At 72.2% G+C, this 26047-nt stretch carries 22 protein-coding genes; 7 read left to right on the forward strand and 15 right to left on the reverse strand.

Going from position 1 to position 26047, the window contains the following annotated elements:
- Window positions 1–149 precede the first annotated feature (149 nt).
- Window positions 150–1439 (forward strand): ATP-grasp domain-containing protein, encoded by a 1290-nt coding sequence (locus ACIQVT_RS33735; protein WP_403763223.1) that lies wholly within the window; start codon window positions 150–152, stop codon window positions 1437–1439.
- Window positions 1440–1563: 124 nt separating this feature from the next.
- Here the strand turns inward: ACIQVT_RS33735 and ACIQVT_RS33740 are convergent, their stop codons facing one another.
- From ACIQVT_RS33740 to ACIQVT_RS33750, 3 genes are all read right to left on the reverse strand, one after another.
- Window positions 1564–2298: a chaplin family protein gene (locus ACIQVT_RS33740; protein ID WP_403763226.1), complete on the reverse strand. Its 735-nt coding sequence runs from the start codon at window positions 2296–2298 to the stop codon at window positions 1564–1566.
- Between the two features lie 116 nt (window positions 2299–2414).
- On the reverse strand, window positions 2415–2642 hold the full coding sequence (locus tag ACIQVT_RS33745; protein ID WP_403763229.1) for a chaplin: 228 nt from the start codon (window positions 2640–2642) through the stop codon (window positions 2415–2417).
- Between the two features lie 239 nt (window positions 2643–2881).
- A complete protein-coding gene (locus ACIQVT_RS33750; RefSeq protein WP_403763232.1) occupies window positions 2882–3280 on the reverse strand; it encodes a rodlin in 399 nt (132 codons plus the stop codon).
- A 246-nt stretch (window positions 3281–3526) separates the two neighbouring features.
- Between ACIQVT_RS33750 and ACIQVT_RS33755 the strand changes: the two genes are divergently transcribed.
- On the forward strand, window positions 3527–3931 hold the full coding sequence (locus ACIQVT_RS33755; protein WP_403763235.1) for a rodlin: 405 nt from the start codon (window positions 3527–3529) through the stop codon (window positions 3929–3931).
- A 79-nt stretch (window positions 3932–4010) separates the two neighbouring features.
- On the opposite strand, the gene ACIQVT_RS33760 is transcribed toward ACIQVT_RS33755, so the two are convergent.
- From ACIQVT_RS33760 to iolC, 8 genes are all read right to left on the reverse strand, one after another.
- Entirely contained in the window at window positions 4011–4865 is an 855-nt protein-coding gene (locus tag ACIQVT_RS33760; RefSeq protein ID WP_403763238.1) for an ABC transporter permease, read from the reverse strand.
- Entirely contained in the window at window positions 4862–7513 is a 2652-nt protein-coding gene (locus ACIQVT_RS33765; protein ID WP_403763241.1) for a CocE/NonD family hydrolase, read from the reverse strand. The genes ACIQVT_RS33760 and ACIQVT_RS33765 overlap by 4 nt, the downstream gene beginning before the upstream one ends.
- Window positions 7514–7725: 212 nt before the next feature.
- On the reverse strand, window positions 7726–9204 hold the full coding sequence (locus tag ACIQVT_RS33770; RefSeq protein ID WP_403763244.1) for an APC family permease: 1479 nt from the start codon (window positions 9202–9204) through the stop codon (window positions 7726–7728).
- 377 nt (window positions 9205–9581) lie between these two features.
- Window positions 9582–11084: a CoA-acylating methylmalonate-semialdehyde dehydrogenase gene (gene mmsA / locus ACIQVT_RS33775; RefSeq protein ID WP_403763247.1), complete on the reverse strand. Its 1503-nt coding sequence runs from the start codon at window positions 11082–11084 to the stop codon at window positions 9582–9584.
- 15 nt (window positions 11085–11099) lie between these two features.
- On the reverse strand, window positions 11100–12977 hold the full coding sequence (gene iolD, locus ACIQVT_RS33780) for a 3D-(3,5/4)-trihydroxycyclohexane-1,2-dione acylhydrolase (decyclizing) (protein WP_403763249.1): 1878 nt from the start codon (window positions 12975–12977) through the stop codon (window positions 11100–11102).
- Window positions 12974–13798, reverse strand: a complete 825-nt coding sequence (gene iolB, locus ACIQVT_RS33785; protein WP_403763252.1) for a 5-deoxy-glucuronate isomerase — start codon at window positions 13796–13798, stop codon at window positions 12974–12976. The genes iolD and iolB overlap by 4 nt, the downstream gene beginning before the upstream one ends.
- Window positions 13799–13805: 7 nt before the next feature.
- Window positions 13806–14690, reverse strand: a complete 885-nt coding sequence (locus ACIQVT_RS33790; RefSeq protein WP_403763506.1) for a deoxyribose-phosphate aldolase — start codon at window positions 14688–14690, stop codon at window positions 13806–13808.
- A 59-nt stretch (window positions 14691–14749) separates the two neighbouring features.
- Window positions 14750–15700, reverse strand: a complete 951-nt coding sequence (gene iolC, locus ACIQVT_RS33795; protein ID WP_403763255.1) for a 5-dehydro-2-deoxygluconokinase — start codon at window positions 15698–15700, stop codon at window positions 14750–14752.
- Between the two features lie 334 nt (window positions 15701–16034).
- Between iolC and ACIQVT_RS33800 the strand changes: the two genes are divergently transcribed.
- The 3 genes from ACIQVT_RS33800 to ACIQVT_RS33810 all read left to right on the forward strand — a co-directional run bounded on the left by ACIQVT_RS33800 (window position 16035) and on the right by ACIQVT_RS33810 (window position 18994).
- Window positions 16035–16229, forward strand: a complete 195-nt coding sequence (locus tag ACIQVT_RS33800) for a MerR family transcriptional regulator (protein WP_361990127.1) — start codon at window positions 16035–16037, stop codon at window positions 16227–16229.
- A gap of 180 nt (window positions 16230–16409) precedes the next feature.
- Window positions 16410–16649, forward strand: a complete 240-nt coding sequence (locus ACIQVT_RS33805) for a heavy-metal-associated domain-containing protein (RefSeq protein ID WP_403763258.1) — start codon at window positions 16410–16412, stop codon at window positions 16647–16649.
- A gap of 86 nt (window positions 16650–16735) precedes the next feature.
- A complete protein-coding gene (locus ACIQVT_RS33810) occupies window positions 16736–18994 on the forward strand; it encodes a heavy metal translocating P-type ATPase (protein WP_403763261.1) in 2259 nt (752 codons plus the stop codon).
- Between the two features lie 609 nt (window positions 18995–19603).
- Here the strand turns inward: ACIQVT_RS33810 and ACIQVT_RS33815 are convergent.
- The 4 genes from ACIQVT_RS33815 to ACIQVT_RS33830 all read right to left on the reverse strand — a co-directional run bounded on the left by ACIQVT_RS33815 (window position 19604) and on the right by ACIQVT_RS33830 (window position 24490).
- Window positions 19604–20893 (reverse strand): citrate synthase, encoded by a 1290-nt coding sequence (locus tag ACIQVT_RS33815; RefSeq protein ID WP_356816484.1) that lies wholly within the window; start codon window positions 20891–20893, stop codon window positions 19604–19606.
- A gap of 178 nt (window positions 20894–21071) precedes the next feature.
- On the reverse strand, window positions 21072–23348 hold the full coding sequence (locus ACIQVT_RS33820; RefSeq protein ID WP_403763265.1) for an ATP-dependent RecD-like DNA helicase: 2277 nt from the start codon (window positions 23346–23348) through the stop codon (window positions 21072–21074).
- 90 nt (window positions 23349–23438) lie between these two features.
- The gene (locus tag ACIQVT_RS33825; protein ID WP_403763268.1) at window positions 23439–23645 is read right to left on the reverse strand and encodes a DUF397 domain-containing protein; all 207 of its coding nucleotides are present in this window, start codon (window positions 23643–23645) and stop codon (window positions 23439–23441) included.
- 8 nt (window positions 23646–23653) lie between these two features.
- The gene (locus ACIQVT_RS33830; protein ID WP_403763271.1) at window positions 23654–24490 is read right to left on the reverse strand and encodes a helix-turn-helix transcriptional regulator; all 837 of its coding nucleotides are present in this window, start codon (window positions 24488–24490) and stop codon (window positions 23654–23656) included.
- A gap of 200 nt (window positions 24491–24690) precedes the next feature.
- Here ACIQVT_RS33830 and ACIQVT_RS33835 point away from each other — a divergent pair, with 200 nt between their 5' ends.
- Together ACIQVT_RS33835 and ACIQVT_RS33840 are read left to right on the forward strand one after the other, a co-directional pair.
- Window positions 24691–25101 carry an ATP-binding protein gene (locus ACIQVT_RS33835; protein ID WP_403763274.1) on the forward strand — a complete coding sequence of 137 codons (411 nt, stop codon included), beginning with the start codon at window positions 24691–24693 and terminating at the stop codon, window positions 25099–25101.
- Window positions 25102–25134: 33 nt separating this feature from the next.
- A complete protein-coding gene (locus ACIQVT_RS33840) occupies window positions 25135–26043 on the forward strand; it encodes a hypothetical protein (RefSeq protein ID WP_403763277.1) in 909 nt (302 codons plus the stop codon).
- Window positions 26044–26047: the final 4 nt, after the last annotated feature.

The raw sequence follows: 26047 nt of genomic DNA on the forward strand, positions 1-26047 counted from the left end.
CGCGTCTCCGCCGTCCGTTTCCTGTTATTGACACACAGTCATATCCGTACGCGTTCCGCCAGCGTGGCTGGGGCTTTCAGGTGGCCCGACCCCCCGCACGGAGCAACGGAACAGAGAAGTCACCGAATCCAGAGAAAAAAGGAACGCCCGTGTCGCCACTGGACATCCGGGTCCCCGCGGTGCTGCTGCGGATCGACCGGAACCCCTTCCACCACGGCACCCTGGGCGCCGTGCGCTCACTGGGCAGGGCCGGGGTGGAGGTGCACGTCGTCGCCGACTCCACGCCGAGTCCGGTCCACGTGTCGCGCTTCGTCAGGCGGCTGCACCCGCCGCCGGCGCCCGGGGCGTCCACCGGTGACATCGCCGCCGCGCTGCACCGGGTCGCGGCCCGGGTCGGCCGCCCGGCCGTGCTGATCCCGATGGACGACGCCGGCGCCGTCGCGGCCGGGCTGCTGCGCGAGGAGCTGGCGCCGGCCTACCTCCTGCCGCGGCAGCCCGAGACGCTGCCGGGGCGGGTGGCGGACAAGGCGCAACTGGCCGGCATGTGCGCCGCGAGCGGTGTCCCGCACCCGGTGACCCTGGTCCCGGACAGCGCCGGGGAGGCGGCGGCAGCCACCCGGCGGCTGGGTCTGCCGGTGGTGGCCAAATGGAGCAGGCCCTGGCTGGTGCCGGCGGGCAGCGGACTGCGCTCGACGGTGCTGCTGCGCTCGGCACGGGAGGCGCGGGAGCTGTACGCGCGCACCGGGGAGGCCGGGAGCCCCCTGCTGTTGCAGGCGTTCCTGCGGCCCGGCCCGGGCCTCGACTGGTTCTTCCACGGGTACGCCGACCGCGCCGGTGTCCTGCGCGCCGGCGGGTCCGGCCGCAAGCAGCTGGCCTGGCCGCGCGGGGCGGGGCTGACCGCGGCCGGCCGGTGGACACCGGACCCGGAGGTGCGGGCGCTGGCCGAACGCCTCACCGGCGAGCTGGGCTACCGGGGCATCCTCGACCTGGACTTCCGCCGCTGCGGCCGCACCGGCCGCCCCCACCTGCTGGACTTCAACCCGCGTCCCGGCGCCCAGTTCCGGCTGTTCACCGACAGTGCCGGCCTGGACGTCGTACGGGCCCTGCACCTGGACCTGACGCACCGTCCACTGCCGGCCGGAGTGCCGCTGCCGGGGCGGGAGTTCGTGGTGGAGAACTACGCGCCGCTGACCGCGCTGCGCCCGGCGCCGCGGGGCCGTGAGCTGGCCTGGTACGCGTCGGACGACCGGGCACCGGGCCGCGCGATGTGGGCGCTGTGGGCCCGGCACGTCACGGGCCGGCTCGCCGGACGGATGCCCCTGCGCGCGAGACGGCCGCAGCCACCGGTGCCACCGTCGCGGCCCCGCCCGGCCCCGCCGGTGGGTGCCCCCGACCTGCCGCACGCTCCGGTCGGCGACGAGAGGGCGGGCAGCCGCTGAGACACGGGCCGCCGGCGGTGGGCGGCGGCCCGCGCGGCCCGTCCGTCGCCCCGCACGCGGCGGCGGCCGGATTCCCGAGATGTGGCGAGCGGGGTGCCGGGGGTTCGGTCCGGCACCCGGCGCGCTACCGACGCGAGGCGGCCCTGCCTCGCCGGTACAGGACGGTCCCGGCCGCGATCAGCGCGGCACTGGCGGCCGAGCCCCCGATCACAGTGCCGGCGTGGCCACCGGTCTGCGCGAGGGCGGGCGGCTGGGCGGGGTGGTGCTCGCCACCGGCGGGCGGCGTGCTGTGGTCGCCGGACGGGGGCGTCTCGTCGCCGCCGTACGGGGGCTGGGTGTGGTCGTCGCCGGGGATGGGCTGGTCGCCGTAGCCCCCGGTGTCACCGGACTCGTCGGAGCTGCCGTAACCGCCGGAGTCCCCGTGGTCGTCGGAGTCGCCGTAGCCGCCGGAGCCGGCCTGGCTGCCGGAGTCGTCGGACGCGCCGTGGCTGCCGGAGTCCCCGTAACCGCCGGAGTCACGGGGACCCGTGTCGCGGGGTCCGGAGTCGTGGGAGTCGGTGTCGTGGGAGCCGCCGTGCGTGTCACGGGTCGGGCCGTCGGTGTGCCGCACCGGGCCGTGGTCGTTGACACAGGAGTTGCCGAACGCCGGGTTCAGCGCGGCCGCCACGTCGACGGAGTTGCCGCAGACGTTGACCGGCACGTTCACCGGGGCCTGGACGCTGTTGCCGGACAGCACCCCGGGCGAACCCATGGCTGCGCCGTGCGCGTCGGAGTCGGCGAGCGCGGAACCGGCGTACAAGGACAGCATGCCGGTCGCGGCGGCGGCCACGGCCATGCCCTTGCTGAGAGTGTGTCGCAATCTCGTGGTCTTCCTGCTCGTGGAAGTGGAAGGCCGGCCTCGCACCGACGAGTCGAAGGCTCGACGGTCCGAGGCCGGCCAGACACATCCGGGACTGGGTGTGTGGTGCTGCTCCGTCAGTCGTTGACGCAGACGTTGCCGAACGCCGGGTTCAGCAGACCGATGACGTCGATCGTGTTGCCGCAGACGTTGATCGGCACGTGGATCGGGACCTGGACGACGTTGCCGGACAGCACGCCCGGGGAGTTGACGGCGGCGCCCTCGGCTCCGGCGTCGGCGAAGGCGGGTCCGGCCAGGCCCAGGGCCAGGATGGCGCCCGTGACGACAGCAACGCTCTTCTTCATGAAAATTCCCTTCTTCGGGGTCATACCCCAGTGACGGCCAGAACCGTGTGCGCACGACGCGGAAGGTCGCGGCACGGAACGAGGGATAGACGCAATGGGAGATCGCGGAACGCGGACCGGGCGACAATCACTCGATCGCACCGCTGCCTCACACGTTTCCCCTCGTCCGGATTCCGTGGAAAAAGGCCCGGGCCGCCCGCGGACGACGCAGCGGACGGCCCGGGCCGGCCAAGATCGGCTCAGCCTTCGCCGTTGGCCGAGAGAACCGACAGGTCCTCCAGGATGTGCGAGAGCGCACCGTCGCGCTTGGCGTTGGTGGAGTTGTCGGAGCACTGCTGCTGAAGGTGGTCGGACAGGATCGGGATGTCCTGGACCGTGACACCGATGAGCGCGTCGACGGCGACGTCGACGTCCTGGATGCCGACACACGGCTTGTTGAGCGAACCCTGCACCAGCGAGAGCTGCGGGCTCATGTTGCCCTTCGTCGCCGAATTGCCGAACGACGAGACGGCGCCGTTACCATTCGCGATGGTCGGTCCGTCGTCGTTGCCGATGGCAAGCGCCTGCGGCGCGGCCGCCACCGCCATTCCCACGACAGAAGCGGCGGTCGCAGCGGCGACCATTGCCTTCTTGAGCACTTCGCGTTCCTTTCCTCGTAGCGACGCATGCCCTACGGCGACATCAACCGGGCCTGCCGGGAATGGTTCCGCTGATTCACCCGGTTGGAGCGCAAACGCCTCGCAGGTGACGCGAAGCCGCCAATCGGACAAACACAACACCAGCTCACCCATCCGCCGACGGGGTGAACGGGAGAAACCACAGGGGTCCTCCGGAGTTGACCAGAGCGCTCCGGTGGACGGGGTTTCCTCTGAAAGGACTGGCCAGTGATCAGGAAGATTGTTGCCACCGCGGCCGTCGCCGCTTCCGCCTTGGGCGCTTCCGCCGCCGCGGCCCCCCAGGCGCTGGCGATCGGGAACGACGACGGTCCGACCGTGGCGAACGGCAACGCGGGCTGGCAGAGCTACGGCAACTCGGCCACGTACGGGAACATGAGCCCGCAGATCGCGCTGATCCAGGGCTCCTTCAACAAGCCGTGCATCGCCGTGAACGACATCCCGATCGGCGTCGGCGCCCTGATCGGTGTCAACGTGCAGGACCTGCCGATCCTGTCGGACCACATGCAGCAGCAGTGCACGGAGAACTCCTCGAACGTCAAGCGCGACGGCGCGCTGGCGCACGTGCTGGAGGACGTGTCGATCCTGTCGCAGAACTCCGAGGCCGGCCGGTAGTCGATCGCGCCGACCGGAGCGGGCCGCCGAGTGTCTCGGCGGCCCGCTCCGTCATGTCGGGACAGGGCACCGGGCCGGGCTAGGAGACGATGTCCTTGCGGGAGAAGCCCCGGAAGGCGAGGGCGAACAGCACGAGCGCGTACGCCACCGACACCGCGGCGCCCTGGATCATCCCGGACCACTCGGGGCGCGGCTGGACGGCGTCGGCCCAGGCGAACTGCCAGTGCGCGGGCAGGAAGTCCCGCCAGTGGCCGAGGGCGGTGACGGCGTCCAGGACGTTCCCGACGATGGTCAGGCCGACCGCGCCGCCGACCGCGCCGAGCGGGGCGTCGGTCCGCGTGGACAGCCAGAACGCGAGCCCGGCGGTGACCAGCTGGGAGACGAAGATGTACGCCACGGCGACCACCAGCCGCTGGGCCGCCGTACTCGTGTCCAGCGCGCCGCCCGTGGGGATCTCCAGCGGGCCCCAGCCGTAGGCCGCCGTGCCGGCCGCCAGGGCGACGAGCGGCAGCAGCAGCATGGCGGCGAGGCTCAGCCCGAGCGCCACGACCAGCTTGGACCACAGCAGCCGGGCGCGGGGCACCGGCGCGGCGAGCAGGTAGCGCAGGGAGGACCAGTTGGCCTCCGAGGCGACCGTGTCCCCGCAGAACAGGGCGACCGGGACGACCAGCAGGAAGCCCGCCGACACGAAGAGGTTGACGGCGGCGAAGTTGGCGCCGGACGCGGTCGCCGTGTCCATCAGGGTGACCTGGCCGTTGCGGGCGCCCGGGTCGCCGCCGACGGCGAAGGCGATCAGCAGCACGAGGGGCAGGACGGCCAGGAGCGCGCCCATGACCAGCGTGCGTCGGCGGGTGAGCTGGCGGACCAGTTCCACGCGCAGCGGCAGGGTGCGGTCCGCCCGGTAGCCGGGGGCGACCTCGGTGAGCGTGCTCATGCGGCACCTCCGATCAGGGTGAGGAAGGCGTCCTCCAGGCGGCGGTGCGGGCCGACGGAGACGACCGGCACCTCCAGCCGGACCAGCTCCGCGACCAGCCGCTCGGCCGTGCCGTCCGGTCCGAGGCGGACCAGGAGTCCGTCGTCGGCGCGCACGGCGGAGGCGACGCCGGGCAGCGCGGCGACCTTGCCCACCACCGGTTCCTCCACGGGCGTGGCGGTGCCGACGAGCAGCGTGTCGCCGGAGCCGGTGATCTCGCGGACCGGGCCGGCCTGCACGAGCCGCCCGCGGTCCATGACCACCAGGTGGGTGCAGGACTGTTCGACCTCGGAGAGGAGGTGGCTGGAGACGATCACGGTGCGGCCGGCGGCGGCGTAGCGGATCATCACCTCGCGCATCTCGCGGATCTGGGGCGGGTCGAGGCCGTTGGTGGGCTCGTCCAGGATGAGCAGGTCGGGCAGGCCGAGCATGGCCTGGGCGATGGCGAGCCGCTGGCGCATGCCCTGGGAGTAGGTGCGCACCGCGCGGGCGAGCGCGTCGCCGAGGCCGGCGATCTCCAGGGCCTCCTCCAGGTGGGCGTCCTCGGGCGGGCGGCCGGTGGCCCGCCAGTACAGCTCCAGGTTGTCCCGCCCGGACAGGTGCGGCAGGAAGCCGGCGCCCTCCACGAACGCGCCGACCCGGGAGAGCACCGTGGCGCCGGGCCGGACGGCGTGGCCGAACACCCGGATCTCGCCGTCGTCGGGCGCGATCAGGCCCATCAGCATCCGCAGGGTGGTGGTCTTGCCGGCGCCGTTGGGTCCGAGCAGGCCGAGCACCTGGCCACGTTCGACGCGGAAGGACAGCTCGCGCACCGCGTACCGGTCGGCGGAGCCTGCGTACCGCTTGTGCAGGCCGCTGATGACGAGCGGGACGTCGGCCAGCGCGGGGTCGGGGGCGGGGGCCGCGGTGCGGCGGCGGGCGGTGAGCAGCAGGGCGAGCGCGGTGACCGCGCCGGCCACGGGCAGCCACCACACCCAGGCGGGCAGGGCGGCCGCCGCCGTGGTGACGGCGGGGGCCGTCGGGACGCTCAGGCCGCCCTTCAGGGCGACGGTGTAGCCGGCCGGGGCGGCGGGCGAGGCGTAGCCGAGGTCGGTGGAGGCGAGGACCAGGCGGAGGCGGTGGCCGGCGCGCACCTCGTGGTCGATGGCCGGGAGAGTGACGGTGACGTCCTTGCCGGTCCTGGCTCCGGTCACCCGGAGGGGGGTGACGAGCTGGGCGGGCAGCACCTGTCCGGTGCCGTCGGGCGCGACGTCGTAGACCTTGCCGAACAGGACGGCGTCCTCGCGGGTGGAGGTGACGCGCACGGTGGCGGTCGGGGTGCCGGTGATCCGCAGGTCGCGGGTGAGCGGCGCGGAGTCGAAGCGCGCGTACTGGCCGGGGAAGTCCAGGGAGACGCCGACGCCGAGGGCGGACAGCTGGGCGAGGCCGCCGGAGCCGCCGAGGCCGGGCAGGGCGGAGACGCCGGGCGGGCTGCCGCCGGCCGGGTTGTCGACGTGCTGGGTGCCGCCGGTGAGGGGGAGGGTGCGCGGGTGGTCGCGCAGGCCGGGGTAGGTGTCGGCGCTGGCGCCGCGCAGCTGGGCGGTGCCGTCGGTGGAGTCGACGCCCCCGGTGCGGGTGACGCGGAAGGCCGGGCCGGTGCCGACGCTCCGGTCGCCCTTCAGGTAGCGGTCGAACCACGCCCGCACGCGGGTCTCGACGCGGCCGGTCTCCATGTCGCCGCCGTCGTGTCCGCCGGCGATCCAGTCGACGTCGACGGGGGCGCCGTTCGCCCGGATCGCCCGGGCGGCCGCGTCGGCCTGGCCGAGGGTGAACAGGGAGTCCGTCTGTCCCTGCACCAGCAGGGTGGGCACCTTGACGCGGGTGCCGACGGCGGACGGCGAGCGTGCCTCCAGCAGGGCGCGGGCGGCCGGGTCCGGGGTGCCGGACTCGGCGACCCGGTCGTACATCCGGCACAGCGCGGGCTGGAACCTGGCGCAGCCGCCGCCGGTGTTCACGAAGATGCCGGCCCACAGCTTCTTGAACACCCCGCCGGGGAACAGGGCGTCCGCGAGGTTCCAGTAGGTGATGGCCGGGGCGATGGCGTCGACCCGGTGGTCGTACGCGGCGGCGAGCAGTGCGACCGCGCCGCCGTAGGAGCCGCCGGCGACGCCGACGCGCGGGTCGCCGGGCCCGTCGAGCCGCACCTGTGGCTGGCGGGCGAGCCAGTCGACGAGGCGGGAGACGTCGGCGACCTCGGCCCGGGGGTCGTTCAGCCCGATCCGGCCGGTGGACCGGCCGAAGCCGCGCGCGGACCAGGTCAGCACCGCGTACCCGTCGCGGGTGAGGTCCTCGGCCTGCCGGCGCATGTCGTCCTTGGTGCCACCGAAGCCGTGTGCGAGCAGGACGGCGGGGTGCCGGCCGGCGCCGGCCGGGGTGAAGAACGAGGTGTCCAGGCGCACGCCGTCGACCGCCATGACCCGGTCGGTGCGGTGCACGGCCCGGGTGCCGTCGGAGGCGACGGCCGCCGTCCACGTCCCGGCGCCGGCGAGCATCGCGACGGCGGCCACGGCGGCGAGGAGCCGGCGCGGCCCCCGCGACAGCGCCCGCAGCCGGGAGGGTCGAAGATCCATGCACCAACGGTACGGGCCGCCACCGACAACCGCCGCAGCCGGCGGGCTGAACCGCGTGCCCTCCCCGGGTCGTACGGGGCCGTCCCGGCGTACTTCACCCGCGGTACGAGGAGGCGCATCCGGAACCGGGACGACGTCGCCCTCGCCCCGTACCGCGGTGCGGGGGGCGAGGGCGACGTCGGGGTGCGCCGTGGTGACGTGGGGGTGCTGACTCAGGCCTGCGCCGCGCCGGGCAGCGGTGCGCCGGTGGTGAGCTGGGCGCTCTCGGTGGCCGGCGTGGTCCCGGCGACCGGCGCGTCCTCGGCCGGCCGGGTGTCCTGGGGGATGGAGACCAGCCAGCGGGTCTCGCGGCGGGGGCGCAGGTAGAGCGCCCAGTAGAGGGTGGCGACGGCGGTGATGCCGCCGGTCCAGAGCAGGTAGGTCGTCTCCTGCTGGGTGAGGATGTAGGCGAGGACGGCGATCAGCAGGACCGGCACCGCGGGCCACAGCGGCATCCGCCAGGCGGTCGTGTGCTTGTGGGCGCCGCGGCGGGCGAGCAGGGCGGCGACCGCGACGAGCAGGTACATGCCGGTCACGGAGACGCCGGTGACGCCGTACAGGGTGTCGAGGTTGACGAAGCAGAGCAGCGCGCCGGGGACGCCGACCGCGAGCGTGGCCACCCACGGGGAGCCGAAGCGGCCGAGCTTGGCGAAGACGTTGTTGACCGGGCCGGGCCAGGCCTTGTCGCGGGCGGAGGCGAACAGCACGCGGGAGTTCTGGATGACCATGACGATGCCCGCGTTGATGATGGCGAGGGCCACGCAGAGGCTGACGAAGGTGCCGACGGCGGAGTTGGACCAGGCGGTGACCATGGCGCTGATGTCGCCGCCGGTGAGCTCCCGGAGGTCGCCGGCGCCCATGGTGATGGCGGCGACCGGCACCAGGATGACCACGGTGGAGATGGCGAGGGTCGCCATGACGGTCCGGGCGACGTTGCGGCGCGGGTTCTCCAGTTCCTCGGAGAGGTAGACGGCGGTCGAGAAGCCCTGGGTGACGAAGAGGGCGATGGCGAGCCCGGAGACGACCAGCATGGCGGTCACGGTGTCGGTGTGGCCACCGGAGCCGGCGATCTGCATGGAGGTCAGGCTGCTCAGGCCGCGGTGGCTGTGCGAGAAGCCGAGGACGGCGACGACTCCGGCGGCGATGACCTCCAGGACCAGGAAGATGCCGGTGATCCAGGCGTTGGCGCGCAGGTCGAGCAGGCCGGCGAGGGTGGCGAGCAGCATGACGCCGGCGCCGGTCAGTGCCGGGTCGAGGTGGACCAGGGGGGCCAGGTAGTCGGCGGTGCCCATCGCGATGACGGGCGGCACGATCATGACGACCAGCAGGGAGAGCACGAAGACGAGCCAGCCCGCGAGGCGCCCGGCCATCGTGGAGACCATGGCGTACTCGCCGCCCGCGCTGGGGATGAGGGTGCCCAGCTCGGAGTAACAGAACGCGACGGCGATACAGAGGAGGGAGCCGATGCCGATCGTGAGGGCGGTGGCGGTGCCGAGTGAGCCGAACAGGTCGGGCACGACGACGAAGAGCGTGGAGGCGGGGGTGACGCAGGAGAGCGTCAGCAGGGTGCCGCCCACGACACCGATGGAACGCTTCAGCTGGGGTGGGGCTGTCGCGGTGTCGACCACGGACTTCTGGAGCGTGTCGGTCATGCGGCGGTTCCGATCGACGTGAGCGGCTGTGGCTGGGGTCGGGAGCGCTATCGCCTCCGGCGGATCGTCGTACGTTCATTTCGTCCGCTCCCGGCGTTGCATAGAGAACCCCGACGAAAACCGCCACGTCAATGGCCGTTTACCTGCGGAATCCGCACTCGCGGAAGATCAGGCACCGCATCGTTTTCCCAGGCCGTGACGCCCCATAGGTCCATCCAACAAGTCACAACGGATTTGGACCTTGCTTTCTTAGGTGAGCGCCGCGAAATCCCTTCACCATCCGTTTCGTCCGGCCAGAACGGGAACCGCAGCGAGTGTGGCAAAAAAATGTCGGCCGTCCGCATTGCGGACGGCCGATCGGGCGGGCTGGGGCGGGCTCAGTGGTTGCGCGGGAAGCCCAGGTCCACGCCGGCCGGGGCGTCGGCCGGGTCGGGCCAGCGGGTGGTGACGACCTTGCCGCGGGTGTAGAAGTGCGTGCCGTCGTTGCCGTAGATGTGGTGGTCGCCGAAGAGCGAGTCCTTCCAGCCGCCGAAGGAGTGGTAGCCCACGGGGACCGGGATCGGCACGTTCACGCCGACCATGCCGGCCTCCACCTCCAGCTGGAAGCGGCGGGCGGCGCCGCCGTCCCGGGTGAAGATCGCGGTGCCGTTGCCGAACGGCGAGGCGTTGATGAGCGCCAGGCCCTCCTCGTAGGTCTCGGCGCGCAGCACGCACAGCACCGGGCCGAAGATCTCGTCCTGGTAGGCCTTCGCGGCGGCCGGCACCTTGTCGAGCAGCGAGACGCCGATCCAGTGACCGTCCTCGTAGCCCTCGACGGTGTACCCGGTGCCGTCGAGCACGACCTCCGCGCCCTCGGCGGCGGCGCCGGTGACGTACGAGGCCACCTTGTCGCGGTGGGCGCGGGTGATCAGCGGGCCCATCTCGGACGCCGGGTCGCTGCCCGGGCCGATCTTGATCTTCTCGGCGCGCTCGCGGATCTTCTCCACCAGCGCGTCCCCGATCGCGCCCACGGCGACGACGGCCGAGATGGCCATGCAGCGCTCGCCGGCCGAGCCGTACGCGGCCGAGACCGCCGCGTCGGCCGCCGCGTCCAGGTCGGCGTCGGGCAGGACCAGCATGTGGTTCTTGGCGCCGCCGAGCGCCTGCACCCGCTTGCCGTGGGCGGAGGCGGTGGTGTGGATGTGGCGGGCGATGGGGGTCGAGCCGACGAAGGAGACGGCCTTGACGTCCGGGTGCTCCAGGAGACGGTCGACGGCCACCTTGTCGCCGTGGACGACGTTGAACACGCCGTCGGGCAGGCCCGCCTCGGCCAGCAGCTCGGCGATCCGGACGGCGGCCGACGGGTCCTTCTCGGACGGCTTGAGCACGAAGGTGTTGCCGGTGGCGATGGCGAGCGGGAACATCCACATCGGGACCATCGCGGGGAAGTTGAACGGGGTGATGCCCGCGACGACACCGAGCGGCTGGCGGATCGAGGCCACGTCGACCCGGCCGGCGACCTCGGTGGACAGCTCGCCCTTCAGCTGGACGTTGATCCCGCACGCCAGGTCGACGATCTCCAGGCCGCGCGCGACCTCGCCGAGCGCGTCGGAGTGCACCTTGCCGTGCTCGGCGGTGATCAGTTCGGCGATCTCGTCGCGGTGGGCGTCCAGCAGCGCGCGGAACCGGAACAGGATGGTGGTCCGCTGGGCCAGCGAGGACCGGCCCCAGGTCGCGAAGGCGTCCTTGGCCGCCGCGACGGCCGCGTCCACCTCCCCCGCCGAGGCGAAGGCGACGTTGGTGGTGACCGCGCCGGTCGCCGGGTCGGTGACCGGCCCGTACGTGCCCGACGCGCCCTCGACGGTCTTTCCGCCGATCCAGTGGTTGACGATCTTCGTCATGCCCAGAAACTCCTTCTACAGATGGCGGCGTCGGGTGGAGACGTGCCGTTCGTACAGCTCGCGTGCCCGGACCGCCGACGGTCGGGTCGCGGTCTCGGCCACAGGAACATCCCACCAGGCCTGCGCCCCGGGCGCGCCCGACACAGTGTCGGACGTTTCGGTCTCCACGTAGACACATGTGGGAGTGGTGGCGGCCCGGGCCTCGGCGAGTGCCTCGCGCAGCTCCGCCACCGTCGCGGCGCGCAGCACCCGCATGCCCAGGCTGGCCGCGTTGGCGGCGAGGTCGACGGGGAGCGGGGCGCCCGGCCGCCCGTCCGGCCCGGCCGGGAAGCGGTAGGCGGTGCCGAACCGTTCGCCGCCCACCGACTCCGACAGGCCGCCGATCGAGGCGTACCCGTGGTTCTGCACCAGCACCACTTTGATGGCGACGCCCTCCTGCACGGCGGTCACCAGTTCCGTCGGCATCATCAGGTAGGTGCCGTCGCCGACCAGCGCCCACACGTTGCGCTCCGGCGCGGCGAGCTTCACGCCGAGCGCGGCCGGGATCTCGTAGCCCATGCAGGAGTAGCCGTACTCGACGTGGTACTGGTCGCGCGAGCGTGCCCGCCACAGCCTGTGCAGGTCGCCGGGGAGCGAGCCGGCCGCGTTGACGATGACGTCCGACCCGTCCACGAGCGCGTCCAGGGCGCCGAGGACCTGCGGCTGGGTCGGACGCGCGCCGTCGTCGCCGGCCGCGAAACAGGCGTCGACGCGGCGCTCCCAGCGTTCCTTGTCCGCGGTGTACCCGCTGACGTAGGAGCCGTCGGCCGTGTACCCGTGCGCCGCCAGCGCCTCGGTCAGACCGGTGAGCCCGCTGCGGGCGTCGGCGACCAGCGGGAGACCGGCGAGCTTGTGGCCGTCGCGGGGCGCGATGTTCAGGTTGAGGAAGCGGACGTCCGGGCGGGCGAAGAGGGTGCCGGAGGCGGTGGTGAAGTCGGTGTACCGGGTGCCGACACCGATCACCAGGTCGGCGGTGCGGGCCAGCTCGTCGGCGGTCGCGGTGCCGGTGTGCCCGATCCCGCCGACGTCCTGCGGGTGGTCGTGGCGCAGCGAGCCCTTGCCGGCCTGGGTGGAGGCGACGGGGACGCCGGTGGCCGAGGCGAACCGGGCGAGGGCCTCCTCGGCGCGGCTGTGGCGCACCCCGCCGCCCGCGACGACCAGCGGGCGGCGCGCCTGCCGGACCGCCCGGACCGCGGCCGCCAGCTCGGCCGGGTCCGCGCCCGGCCGGCGTACGGTCCACACCCGCTCGGCGAAGAACTCCTCCGGCCAGTCGTGGGCCTCGGCCTGCACGTCCTGCGGCAGGGCGAGGGTGACCGCGCCGGTCTCGACCGGGTCGGTGAGGACCCGCACGGCCTGGAGGGCCGCCGGGATCAGGGCCTCGGGCCGGGTGACGCGGTCGAAGTACCGGGAGACAGGGCGCAGGGTGTCGTTGACCGACAGGTCGCCCGCGTACGGCACCTCCAGCTGCTGGAGCACCGGGTCGGCCGGGCGGGCGGCGAAGACGTCACCGGGCAGGAGCAGCACCGGCAGGTGGTTGACGGTGGCCAGGGCGGCGCCGGTGACGAGGTTGGTCGCGCCGGGGCCGATGGAGGTCGTCACGGCGTGCGTGGACAGGCGGTCGGACTGGCGGGCGTAGCCGACGGCCGCGTGCACCATGGACTGCTCGTTGCGGCCCTGGTGGTACGGCATGACGTCGGCGTGTTCGAGCAGCGCCTGGCCGATCCCGGCGACGTTGCCGTGGCCGAAGATGCCCCAGGTGGCGCCGATCAGCCGCCGCCGCTCGCCGTCCCGCTCGGTGTACTGGGCGGCGAGGAAGCGGACGAGTGCCTGGGCGACGGTCAGCCGCGTCGTCATCGGTATCCCCTCGTGGTGTCGGTGTGGTCCGGGTGGAAGCGGATCCGCCACTCGCGGGTGGCGCCCGGGCCGGCCATGACGTTCAGGTAGTACAGGTCGTGCCCGGGCTGGGCGATCGAGGGGCCGTGCCAGCCGTCGGGGACGAGGACGGCGTCGCCGGAGCGGACCTCGGCGAGCAGGTCGGAGCCGCCCGGCCGGGAGGGGGACACCCGCTGGTAGCCGAGGCCGCCGGGGCCGTCGATCTCGAAGTAGTAGATCTCCTCCAGCTCGCACTCCTCGCCGGGCCGGTGCTCGTCGTGCTTGTGCGGCGGGTACGAGGACCAGTTGCCGCCCGGGGTGACCACCTCCACGGCGATCAGCCTGTCGCAGTCGAAGGCGTCGGCCGAGGCGAAGTTGCGCACCCGGCGGGCGCACCCGCCGCTGCCGCGGTCCTCGACGGGTACCTCCGGCGCGGGGCCGTAGCGGGCGGGGAGTCGTCGCTCGCACTTCGCTCCTGCCAGGGCGAAGCGGCCTCCCGCGCCGGAGGCGATCTGGACCCGGGTGTCCCGGGGGGCGTACGCGAAATCGGAGACGTCCGCGAACACGCTTTCCCGACCCAGGAGTTGGAACTCTTCCTGCTCGATTCGTACGGTACATCCGCCTTCCAGCGGAAGCACGATCCATTCGCTGTCCCCGGTGGTGAACGTCCGCGTACCACCCGGTGTCAGCTCCACGACGCGCAGCGCGCTGTACGTCCACCCGGCCCGCTGCGGGCCGATGTCGAGGGCGTACCCGGCGTTCGCGGCGGTACCCCTGGGCAGGTGGAGGTCGGTCCTGGTCATGCGGCCCTCACAGCAGTCCTACGGCGGCGTCCACGGCGGCGGCCACGTCGCCGTCCGCCGGGTACAGCAGCGGGCGGCCGGCGACCAGCCCGCGCACGGTGGGCAGGCGCAGGGCGGCGCGCCACCTGTCGTGGGCGGCGCGCCGGTCCCCGGGCGCGTCCCCGGCGTCCCCGCCGAGCAGTACGGCGGGCAGCGTGGAGGTCTCCATCACCCGGGCCATGTCGGCGGGGTCGTCGGTGACCGGCACCTTCAGCCAGGTGTAGGCGGAGGTGCCGCCGAGGCCCGAGGCGATGGCGATGGACCGGGTGACCGCCTCGGCCGTCAGGTCGTCGACCAGGCCGCCGCCGGGGGTGCGGCGGCAGATGAACGGTTCCACGAACACCGGGAGGCGGCGGGCGGCCATGGCGTCGACGGCGCGGGCGGTGGACTCCAGGGTGATCACGGAGCCGGGGTCGGTGTAGTCGACGCGGAGCAGGACCTTGCCGGCGTCGAAGCCGCGGCGCTCGATGTCCTCGGGGCGGTGGCCGGTGAACCGGTCGTCCAGTTCGAAGGCGGCTCCCTGGAGACCGCCGCGGTTCATCGAGCCGATGACGACCTTGTTCTCCAGGGCGCCGAGCAGCAGCAGGTCGTCCAGGACGTCGGCGGTGGCGAGGACGCCGTCGACGCCGGGCCGGGACAGCGCGAGGCAGAGGCGTTCGAGCAGGTCGGCGCGGTTGGCCATGGCCAGGCCCCGGTCGCCGACGCCGAGGGCGCCGCGGGCCGGGTGGTCGGCGGCGACGATCATCAGCCGGCCCTCGGCGTTCAGCAGCGGGCGGCGGGCCCTCCGGGCGGCGGCCTCGGTGACGGCCTCGGGGTGGCGGGCGCGGACGTGGGTCAGTTCGGAGACGTCCACCCGGCGGGGGCGGACCCCGTCGCCGCCGTGGGGGTGCGTGCCCGTGACCCGGCCCGCCCTCACCGCACCGCTCCCGCCTCCAGGGCGGCGGCCACCTCGTCGGCGCCGGGCATCGCGGAGGAACACTCCAGCCGGGAGGCGACGATCGCACCGGCCGCGTTGGCGTGCCGCATGACCGTCTCCAGACTCCAGCCGGCGAGCAGGCCGTGGCAGAGGGAGCCGCCGAAGGCGTCCCCGGCGCCGAGTCCGTTCAGGACGGTGACGGGCAGCGGCGGGACCTCCACCCTCTCTCCGTCGCCGCGGACGGCGAGGACGCCCTCGGGTCCCCGCTTGACGACGGCCAGCTCGACGCCGGTGGCCAGCAGGGCGCGGGCGGCGGCGTGCGGTTCGCGCTCCCCGGTGGCGATCTCCACCTCGTCCACGTTGCCGACGGCGACCGTGGCGTGGCGCAGTGCCTCGGCGTAGAAGGGGCGGGCGGCGGCGGGGTCGGGCCAGAACATCGGGCGCCAGTCGAGGTCGAGGACGGTGGTTCCCGACCCGGCCCGGTGGGCGAGGGCCGCGAGGGTGGCGGTACGGCTCGGTTCGTCGCTCAGGCCGGTGCCGGTGACCCAGAAGATCCGGGCGCCGCGGATCGCGTCCAGGTCCAGCTCGTGGGCGTCGATCTCCAGGTCGGGGGCCTTGGGCTGCCGGTAGAAGTAGAGCGGGAAGTCGTCCGGCGGGAAGACCTCGCAGAAGGTCACCGGGGTCGGCAGGCCGGGGACGGGGGTGACCCAGCGGTCGTCGACGCCGAAGCCGCGCAGTGCCTCGTGGAGGTAGGCGCCGAACGGGTCGTCGCCGGTGCGGGTGATCACGGCGGTGTGCCGGCCGAGCCGGGCGGCGGCGACCGCGACGTTCGCCGCCGAGCCGCCGAGGAACTTGCCGAACGACGACGCCCGGGCGAGCGGGACACCGGTCTGGAGCGGGTAGAGGTCCACTCCGATCCGCCCCATGGTGATCAGGTCGTAGGCCATCGGCATCCCTCCGTCGTGGCTCTTCCCGGCTTTCTAGTCCGGCACGCCGAGCGCTGTCAATCTTTTGTCCGGACATTCGGACGGGTTGTCGAGGGGCTGCTCCCCCGGACCTCTCCCCTCTCTGCCCTGTGTGGCGGCTGTGTCACAAACACCCTCTTCCTGTCACACATGTCACGTATACGCGGGCTCTCGGTCACACCCGGACGACAAGGGTGTCCGCCCGGTAACTCTGCGTCGTTCACCGGGCACAGGCTTGGTGATCGCCAGCGCAGCGCCCGGTCCCCCCGGCGGCCGTACCGGCCGCCGCCGCGGCGCGCGCGGGGAGGTACGGCTCATGACCGACCGAAGGCTCTGGTCCTACAAGGAGATCGCGGCGCACATCCGGGTCCAGCCGGACACCGTGCGGTCCTACCGCAAGCACGGGCTGCTGCCCCCGCCCGACCACGTCGAGGGCGGCAAACCGTACTGGTACGCCGACACGGTCCGCGCCTGGGTCGCCTCCCGCCCCGGCAACCGCGGCCGCGGCTGATCCCGCTCCCTCCGTCAGGGGCGGACGGCGCACGCGGGGTACCCGGACGCGCCGGCCGGGCGACGCTCCCGGCGCGCCGGGACACCTCTTGGTGAAATACCCCCTAGGGGTATAACCTGATGAGTGTGGAGGTTCCCCGGAGCCCCATCGGCCCCATCCGCCCCGACGAGGAGCAATGACATGACCGCCCAGACCGACACCCCCGGCTCCGTCACCGCCGTCTACAAGGTGACCGGCATGAGCTGTGGCCACTGCGAGGGCTCCGTCTCCGGTGAGATCTCCGAGATCCCCGGCGTGACCTCGGTGCGGGCCGTCGCGTCGACGGGCGAGGTGACCGTCGTCTCGGAGGCCCCGCTGGACGAGGCGGCCGTGCGCGCCGCCGTGGACGAGGCCGGCTTCGAGCTGGCCGGCAAGGCCTGAGACAGACCCTCCGTTCCCCGACCGGGCCGCGCCGACCGGCTGATACCGGATCCGTACGGCCCCGGTCCGATGTCTGGAGTCCGGACATGACCAGCACCACCGCGCAGACAGCCATAACCGACGGCGCCGCCCACGAGGTCGAGCTGCTCATCGGCGGTATGACCTGCGCCTCCTGTGCCGCCCGGGTGGAGAAGAAGCTCAACCGGATGGAGGGCGTCAGCGCCACCGTCAACCTCGCCACCGAGCGGGCCCGGGTCGCCTACGCCGACGGCGTCGAGGTCGCCGACCTGATCGCCACGGTCGAGCGGACCGGCTACACCGCCGAGGAACCCCCGCCGCCGGACCCCGCGCCCGAGGACGGGGCCGGGCCGGAGCCGTCCGGCCGGGACCCCGAACTCGGCGCGCTGCGGCACCGGCTGCTCGTCTCCGCCCTGCTCGCGGCCCCCGTGGTCCTGCTGGCGATGGTCCCGGCGCTCCAGTTCGACAACTGGCAGTGGCTCTCGCTGACGCTCGCCGCGCCCGTGGTCGTCTGGGGCGGCGCCCCGTTCCACCGCGCCGCGTGGACCAACGCCCGGCACGGCGCCGCCACCATGGACACCCTCGTCTCGGTCGGCACGCTGGCCGCGTTCGGCTGGTCGCTGTGGGCCCTGTTCCTCGGCGACGCGGGCATGCCGGGCATGCACGACGCGTTCCGCCTCACCGTCTCCCGCACGGACGGCGCCTCCACCATCTATCTGGAGGTCGCCGCCGGGGTCGTCGCGCTGATCCTGCTCGGCCGCTACCTGGAGGCCCGCTCCAAGCGGCGCGCGGGCGCCGCCCTGCGGGCCCTGATGGAGCTGGGTGCCAAGGACGTGGCGGTCCTGCGGGACGGCCGCGAGGTGCGGGTGGCGGTGTCCTCGCTGGCCGTCGGCGACCGGTTCGTCGTACGGCCCGGCGAGAAGATCGCCACCGACGGCACGGTCACGGAGGGCGTCTCCGCGGTGGACGCGTCCATGCTGACCGGCGAGTCCGTGCCGGTGGACGTCGGCCCCGGCGACCGGGTCACCGGCGCCACGGTCAACGCGGGCGGACGGCTGGTCGTCGAGGCCACCCGGGTCGGCGCGGACACCCGGCTCGCCCGGATGGCGAAGCTGGTGGCGGACGCGCAGAACGGCAAGGCGGAGGTGCAGCGGCTCGCCGACCGGGTCTCCGCCGTCTTCGTGCCCGTGGTCATCCTGATCGCGCTCGGCACGTTCGGCACGTGGTTCGGCGTCACCGGGGACCCGGTGGCCGCGTTCACGGCGGCCGTCGCCGTGCTGATCATCGCCTGCCCGTGCGCACTGGGCCTGGCCACCCCGACCGCGCTGATGGTCGGCACCGGCCGCGGCGCCCAGCTCGGCATCCTGATCAAGGGCCCGGAGGTGCTGGAGTCCACGCGCCGCGTCGACACGGTGGTCCTCGACAAGACCGGCACGGTCACCACGGGCCGGATGAGCCTCCAGACGGTGTACGTCGCCGACGGCGAGGACGAGAAGGAGTTGCTGCGGCTCGCGGGCGCCCTGGAGCACGCCTCCGAGCACCCCGTCGCGCGCGCGATCGCCGCCGGCGCCGAGGAACGCGCCGGCGCGCTCCCGGCGGCCGAGCACTTCGAGAACGTGCCCGGCCGGGGCGTACGCGGGCGCGTGGACGGCCACGAGGTGGCCGTCGGACGCCTCTACGACGAGCTGCCCGAGGAGCTGGCACGCGCGGCGAGCGAGGCCGAGCGGGAGGGCCGTACGGCCGTCGTGGCCGGCTGGGACGGACGGGCCCGCGGGGTCCTCGCGGTGGCCGACACGGTCAAGGAGACCAGCGCGGAGGCGGTCCGCGCGCTGCGCGGGCTGGGCCTCACGCCGGTGCTGCTCACCGGCGACAACCGGACGGTCGCCGAGGCGGTCGCCCGGGCCGTCGGCATCGACGCCGCGGACGTCCACGCCGAGGTGCTGCCGGAGGAGAAGGTGGAGGTCGTCCGGCGGCTCCAGCGCGAGGGCCGCTCGGTGGCGATGGTCGGTGACGGCGTGAACGACGCGGCGGCGCTCGCCACCGCCGACTTGGGCCTCGCCATGGGCACCGGCACCGACGCGGCCATCGAGGCCGGCGACCTGACGCTGGTGCGCGGGGACCTGCGAGTGGCCGCCGACGCGATCCGGCTCTCCCGCAGGACGCTGACCACCATCAAGGGCAACCTGGTGTGGGCCTTCGGCTACAACGTCGCCGCGCTGCCGCTGGCCGCCGCGGGGCTGCTCAACCCGATGATCGCGGGGGCGGCGATGGCCTTCTCCTCGGTGTTCGTGGTCACCAACAGCCTGCGGCTGCGGGCCTTCCGGTGAACCGGGGCGCCGGGACCGCGCCGATTGCCCGGACCGAATCGGGCCACCCCCTGGAGTCCGGCGCGCACCTCACATAAGCTCTTCACAAGGCTCGCGCATCTTCCTTACGCTTGGGACCCGATCGACGTATCGGGGCTCTTGCGTACCTAAAGGACATATGCAAGAGACGCACATCACAGTGATGCGAACGTAACCCTCGAAGGGCTTCGAAGGTCTAAGTTGGCGATGTCGGACCAGCGTCTTGGGGGGCGCTGACCGGCATCTGGGAATGTCTTGGGGGACTTTCCCAGAGATGCGTTGCCGGGGCACGCACACCGGGGAGCTTTGAGCGGCCCTCCCAGCGTGCGTTGTCCCGGCAGACCGCACCGCATCACCGGAGCAGGACGGGCTGTGCTCGTCCTGCTCGAAGACAGCGATTCAGGCGCTGTCCTCTCCGAGCGCCCGGCCGGATCCCGTGGGGGGAATCCGCACCGGGACATGGGAAGGCGCCCTGGTCGTCGGCCCGTGGGGGGACCGGCGTCCTGGGGCGCCTTCCGTCTGTCTACGGCTGTTCTCGCACGCCGGTGACGCGGGGCCCGCCGGTGCGGCAGGCCCCGTCACCCGGTCGGTTCAGCGCTCCTCGACCGGCACGAAGTCGCGCTCGACGACGCCCGTGTAGATCTGGCGCGGGCGGCCGATGCGGGAACCCGGCTCCTTGATCATCTCGGTCCACTGGGCGATCCAGCCCGGCAGGCGGCCGAGGGCGAACAGGACCGTGAACATCTCGGTCGGGAAGCCCATGGCCCGGTAGATCAGACCGGTGTAGAAGTCGACGTTCGGGTAGAGCTTGCGCTCGACGAAGTAGTCGTCGGACAGCGCGTGCTCCTCCAGCTTCAGGGCGATGTCGAGCAGCTCGTCGTCCTTGCCCAGCGCGGAGAGCACGTCGTGGGCGGCGGCCTTGATGATGCGGGCGCGCGGGTCGAAGTTCTTGTAGACCCGGTGGCCGAAGCCCATCAGGCGGACGCCGTCCTCCTTGTTCTTCACCTTGCGGATGAAGGTGTCGACGTCGGAGCCGGAGTCGCGGATGCCCTCGAGCATCTCCAGCACCGACTGGTTGGCGCCGCCGTGCAGCGGACCCCACAGGGCGCTGATGCCCGCCGAGATCGAGGCGAACATGTTGGCCTGCGAGGAGCCGACGAGGCGGACCGTCGAGGTCGAACAGTTCTGCTCGTGGTCGGCGTGCAGGATGAGCAGCTTGTCCAGCGCGGACACCACGACCGGGTCCAGCTCGTAGTCGTCCGCCGGCACCGAGAACGTCATCCGCAGGAAGTTCTCGACGTAGCCGAGGTCGTTGCGCGGGTAGACGAACGGGTGGCCGATCGACTTCTTGTACGCGTACGCCGCGATCGTCGGGAGCTTCGCGAGCAGCCGGATCGTGGAGAGGTCGCGCTGCTTCTCGTCGAACGGGTTGTGGCTGTCCTGGTAGAAGGTGGACAGCGCCGAGACGACCGAGGACAGCATCGCCATCGGGTGGGCGTCTCGCGGGAAGCCCTTGTAGAAGTTCTTGACGTCCTCGTGCAGCAGGGTGTGCCGCGTGATGTCGTTCTTGAACGTGGTCAGTTCGTCGACGGTGGGCAGCTCGCCGTTGATCAGCAGGTACGCCACCTCGAGGAAGGTGGAGCGCTCGGCCAGCTGCTCGATGGGGTAGCCGCGGTAGCGGAGGATGCCCGCCTCGCCGTCGAGGTAGGTGATGGCGGATTTATAGGCGGCCGTGTTGCCGTAACCGCTGTCCAGAGTCACCAGACCGGTCTGGGCGCGGAGCTTCCCGATGTCGAAGCCCTTGTCGCCGACGGTGCTGCCGACCACCGGGTAGGTGTATTCGCCGTCGCCGTACCGCAGTACTACAGAGTTGTCGCTCACGTCTTCCCTCACCGACGTAGTGCCTCATCTTCGAGGTGCCCTGACTGTCTCTACCATCCCCCATTTGGCTCAGGAGAGTGCACTCGGGGTCGACCATTGGGCCTATTGGCGGCACTCAGTGCCGTCAACCTGCTCATCCTGCCCCCTCCGAGGGGCAACCGGAAGTGCTCTGTGACCTTCATGACTCATTTGATCGATCATTTTTGCCGAGGAGCCGGTGGTCCAGGGCCGTGCAGCGCCGTCCGGCCGACACCGTGCGCACCGCCTGGGCGATTGCCCGGCGTGAACCGACGAGGACGACGAGCCGTTTCGCCCGGGTGACCGCCGTGTAGAGGAGATTGCGCTGGAGCATCATCCATGCCCCGGTGGTGACCGGAATCACCACGGCGGGATATTCACTCCCCTGCGAGCGGTGGATGGTCACCGCGTACGCGTGGGCCAGCTCGTCCAGTTCGTCGAAGTCGTACGGCACCTCCTCGTCCTCGTCCGTCAGCACCGTCAGGCGCTGATCGACCGGGTCGAGGGAGGTGACGACGCCGACGGTGCCGTTGAAGACGCCGTTCTTCCCCTTCTCGTAATTGTTGCGGACCTGGGTGACCTTGTCGCCGACACGGAAGACCCGGCCGCCGAACCGTTTCTCGGCGAGGTCCGGCCGGCCCGGCGTGATGGCCTGCTGCAACAGCCCGTTCAGCGCGCCCGCGCCGGCCGGTCCCCGGTGCATCGGCGCGAGCACCTGCACGTCCCGGCGCGGGTCGAGGCCGAATTTGGCCGGGATGCGCCGCGCCGCCACGTCCACGGTGAGCCGGCCGGCCTCCTCGGTGTCGTCCTCCACGAAGAGGAAGAAGTCCTTCAGCCCGTCGGTGAGCGGCTGCTGCCCGGCGTTGATCCGGTGCGCGTTGGTGACCACGCCCGACTGCTGCGCCTGCCGGAAGACCCGGGTGAGCCGGACGGCCGGGACCGGACCGCCGTCGGCGAGCAGGTCGCGCAGGACCTCCCCGGCGCCCACGCTGGGCAGCTGGTCCACGTCGCCGACGAAGAGCAGGTGCGCGCCCGGCGGCACGGCCTTCACCAGCTTGTTGGCGAGCAGCAGGTCCAGCATCGACGCCTCGTCCACGACGACCAGGTCGGCGTCGAGCGGCCGGTCCCGGTCGTAGGCCGCGTCACCGCCCGGCCTCAGCTCCAGCAGCCGGTGCACGGTCGAGGCCTCGGCGCCGGTCAGCTCGGCCAGCCGCTTGGCGGCCCGGCCGGTCGGGGCGGCCAACAGCACCTTGGCGCGCTTGGCCCGGGCCAGTTCCACGATGGAGCGGACGGTGAAGGACTTGCCGCAGCCCGGCCCGCCGGTCAGCACCGCCACCTTCTCGGTCAGCGCCAGCCGGACGGCGGCCTCCTGCTCGGGCGCCAGGTCGGTGCCGGTGCGCGACGCCAGCCAGCCCAGGGCCTTGTCCCACTCGACGTCCCGGAACGCCGGCATCCGGTCCTCGTCCGTCCGCAGCAGCCGCAGCAACTGCCCGGCCAGGGACAGCTCGGCCCGGTGGAACGGCACCAGGTAGACGGCGCTGACGGGCTCCGGGTCGCCGTCCGGCCCGGGCACCCGCTCGCGTACGACCCCGGGGTCGGCGCCGTCCTCCGGCGCCCGGCCCAGCTCCGCGAGGCACTCGATGACCAGCCCCGTGTCGACCTGGAGGAGCTTGACGGCGTCGGCGATCAGCCGCTCCTCCGGCAGGAAGCAGTGCCCCTGGTCGGCGGACTGCGACAGCGCGTACTGGAGGCCGGCCTTGACCCGCTCCGGGCTGTCGTGCGGGATGCCGACCGACTGGGCGATCTTGTCGGCGGTGAGGAAGCCGATGCCCCACACGTCGGAGGCCAGCCGGTAGGGGTGCTCCTTCACCACGGAGATCGACGCGTCGCCGTACTTCTTGTAGATCCGCACGGCGATCGAGGTGGACACCTCCACGGTCTGGAGGAAGAGCATGACCTCCTTGATCGCCTTCTGCTCCTCCCAGGCGTCGGCGATCTTCGCGGTCCGCTTGGGCCCCAGCCCCGGCACCTCGATCAGGCGCTTCGGCTCCTCCTCGATGACCCGCAGCGTGTCCACCCCGAAGTGCTGGGTGATCCGGTCGGCGAACACCGGCCCGATCCCCTTGACCAGCCCGGACCCCAGGTAGCGCCGGATGCCCTGCACGGTGGCGGGCAGCACGGTCGTGTAGTTCTCCACGTGGAACTGCTTGCCGTACTGCGGGTGCGACCCCCAGCGACCCTCCATCCGCAGGGACTCCCCCACCTGGGCCCCGAGCAGCGCGCCGACCACGGTGAGCAACTCCCCGGCGCCTCTGCCGGTGTCGACCCGGGCGACCGTGTAGCCGTTCTCCTCGTTGGCGTACGTGACTCGCTCCAGCACGCCGTCGAGCACTGCGAGACGCCGCTCACCCGTGGGGTTCCCCGCCTGGTTGGACATGATCCGACGGTACCGGTGCGCTCTGACAGCGGCCCACTGTCACCGTGCCCGCCCGTGGACGTCCCCCGGTCACCGCCGGCCTCTGAGAGTTCAGGAGAGCGGGCGGACGTCCGGGTGCCCCTTCAGCCCTTCGAGGAAGGTGACGAAGGCGGCGGCGGGGAAGGTGAGGGTGGCCCGGGCGGGGGCCTTGGAGTCGCGGACGGCTGTGTGGGTGGGGGAGCTCGCTATCTCGACGCAGGCGTTGCCGTCACCCTCGCCGGAGTAGGACGACTTCCGCCAGTTCACAGGGGGGGTCATGGAATGCCTCACAGCTCCTTCGCCAGCACGTGCAGGAAGTCGCGCGACCGGTCGGGTTCCAGCGACACGGCCTCCACCTTACGGAAGCGCGTTCGATAGGCGGCGAGTTGCGCCTCCGAATCGACGAAGACCGAGCCATGGGGCGCGTCCCGCACCACTGTGTCCAGCCGGGGCAGCGGACCGCCCGCGTAGGTCATGGCGCTCGAAGCCCTCGCGAAACCGTCGATGTCGAAGGGGATGACCCGTACGGTGATGCGGTCCGCGTCGGAGAGTTCCAGGAGGCGGCCCAGTTGGGCCTTCGAAGTCGCACGGTCGCTGACCCGGATGCGCAGCGCCGCCTCATGGATCACCGCTTCGTAGGGGAAGGCGGCCTGCTGGCGTCTCATGCGGTGCTCAATGCGCAACTCCAGTTCCTCGGGCGTCAGTTCCGGCACGCGGGCCGAGAAGACGGCGCGCGCGTACTCCTCGGTCTGCAAGAGGCCCGGAACGAAGAGCAGCGCGACCTCCCTGAGGAACCCGGCGTGATGCTCCAGTTCGGCCAGGTCCAGGAACGCCGTGGGCAACTGACCCCGGTACTCCTCCCACCAGCCACGCGTACGCCCGGTGGCCATGACGACCAGGGAGTCGATGAACTCCGTGTCCGTGCAGTCGTAGTGGGATGCGAGACGACGCAGCCGCTGCTCACTGACACCGGCGATGCCGGACTCGATCTGGCTGATGACCGGCGCGGTCACGCCAAGGAGTCCGGCCGCCTCCCGGGCCGTGAGACCCGCCGCCTCGCGAAGCCTGCGCAGCTCGACCGCCAGCCGCAGCTGGCGGGCTGTCGGCTCGCTCCTCAACGCCATCGCCGACTCCTCCCAACGCGGCTGCCCGCGCTACTCGTTCGGCGTCACATTACGCGATCGGCTTGCACAGTTTAAACAATTAGCCCTACGGTCGGTGACGCAACGCACACACAGCGGAAGTGCGACGCGCCGTCCCGCCAGGGCGGCTGCGACATGCCACCGCGTGCGAGAACCCCTCACCTCACCGAAGTGGATGACGCATGCCCGAGAACGACACCTGGGACTACACCCTCTACATCCCGAACGACCTCAGAGCCGTCTCCGTCTGCCGCCGCACCCTGCGCCTGATCCTGACGACCCACGGGCTCACCGGCCTGGTGGACACGGCCGAACTCCTGGCGGCGGAGCTGGTGTCGAACGCCGTACGGCACACCAAGGGGCCGGCCGCGCTGCGGGTCCGCCGGTCGCCGGGTGGCCTGGTGTGGATCGGGGCGTGGGACACGGACCCCGCGCCCCCACCTCCGCCCCGGGCGATGGACCAGACCGTGGACCTGGAGGACGGCCGTGGGCTGGGACTGATGGCGGCCTGCGCGCAGTACTGGGGGTGGCAGCCGTCGGCCCGGTTCGGGGACCGGGGCAAATACGTGTGGTGCGAACTTGTGGCCGCCTAGCTCGTTGATCACGTCGTACGGAAAGGAGAGCTGATGGTCGGCTCGTCGCACGAGGCACTGCACCGGATCTTCCAGAAGGATCCGACGCTGCTGACTCGGGCATTACAGCGGGTGCTGCACGTGCCGTTTCCCGAACCGAGGGAGATCGCCGCGCTGAACGTGGACCTGACGGAGATCGAACCGGTCGAACGCCGGGTGGACACCCTGCTCCGGGCGGAGACCGACGAGGGGACGTACCTCCTCGTGGTCGAGTCCCAGGGGAAGGTGGACGACCGCAAGCGGGGCAGCTGGCCGTACTACCTGTCGTACTTGTACGAGAAATACCGCTGTGAGCCCGTGCTCATCGTCATCACCCAGAGCAGCAACACCGCGCGGTGGGCGTCCCGGCCGATCCGGCTGGGCTTCCGGGACTGGCACTCGCTGACGGTGCGTCCCCTGGTCATCGGCCCGGACAACGTGCCCCTGATCACCGACGAACGGCAGGCCGAACGGGACGTACCCCTCGCGGTGCTATCGGCGATGACACACGGGCGTGGCCCGCAGGCGCCCGCCATACTGGAATCACTGGCATCCGCCCTGCGGACCATCGACCCCGACAGTGCCGCGGTCTTCGTGCAGTTCGTCGACTCCTGCCTGGCCGACGCCCAGGCGAAGCAGATGTGGAGGGACCTGATGACGGCAATCCAGTACTTCTGGCGCCACCCGCTGGCCGAACAGGTGCGCGAGGAAGGACGGGAGGAAGGGTTGGAACAAGGCCGGGAAGAGGGGCGCATCGAGAGCAGGCAGCAGATGATTTTCCGCATTCTCGAAAAGCGCGGCATCCCAGCACCCGACCCTGTCCGCGAGCGAGTGAACGCCTGCACGGACCTTGACCAGCTTGAGACCTGGATCGATCGTGCGTGGGAAGCCACCGACATGGCGGAGCTGTTCAACGGAGAGTGAAGGG

The sequence above is a fragment of the Streptomyces sp. NPDC100445 genome (genome assembly GCF_044759735.1).
Taxonomy (GTDB): domain Bacteria; phylum Actinomycetota; class Actinomycetes; order Streptomycetales; family Streptomycetaceae; genus Streptomyces.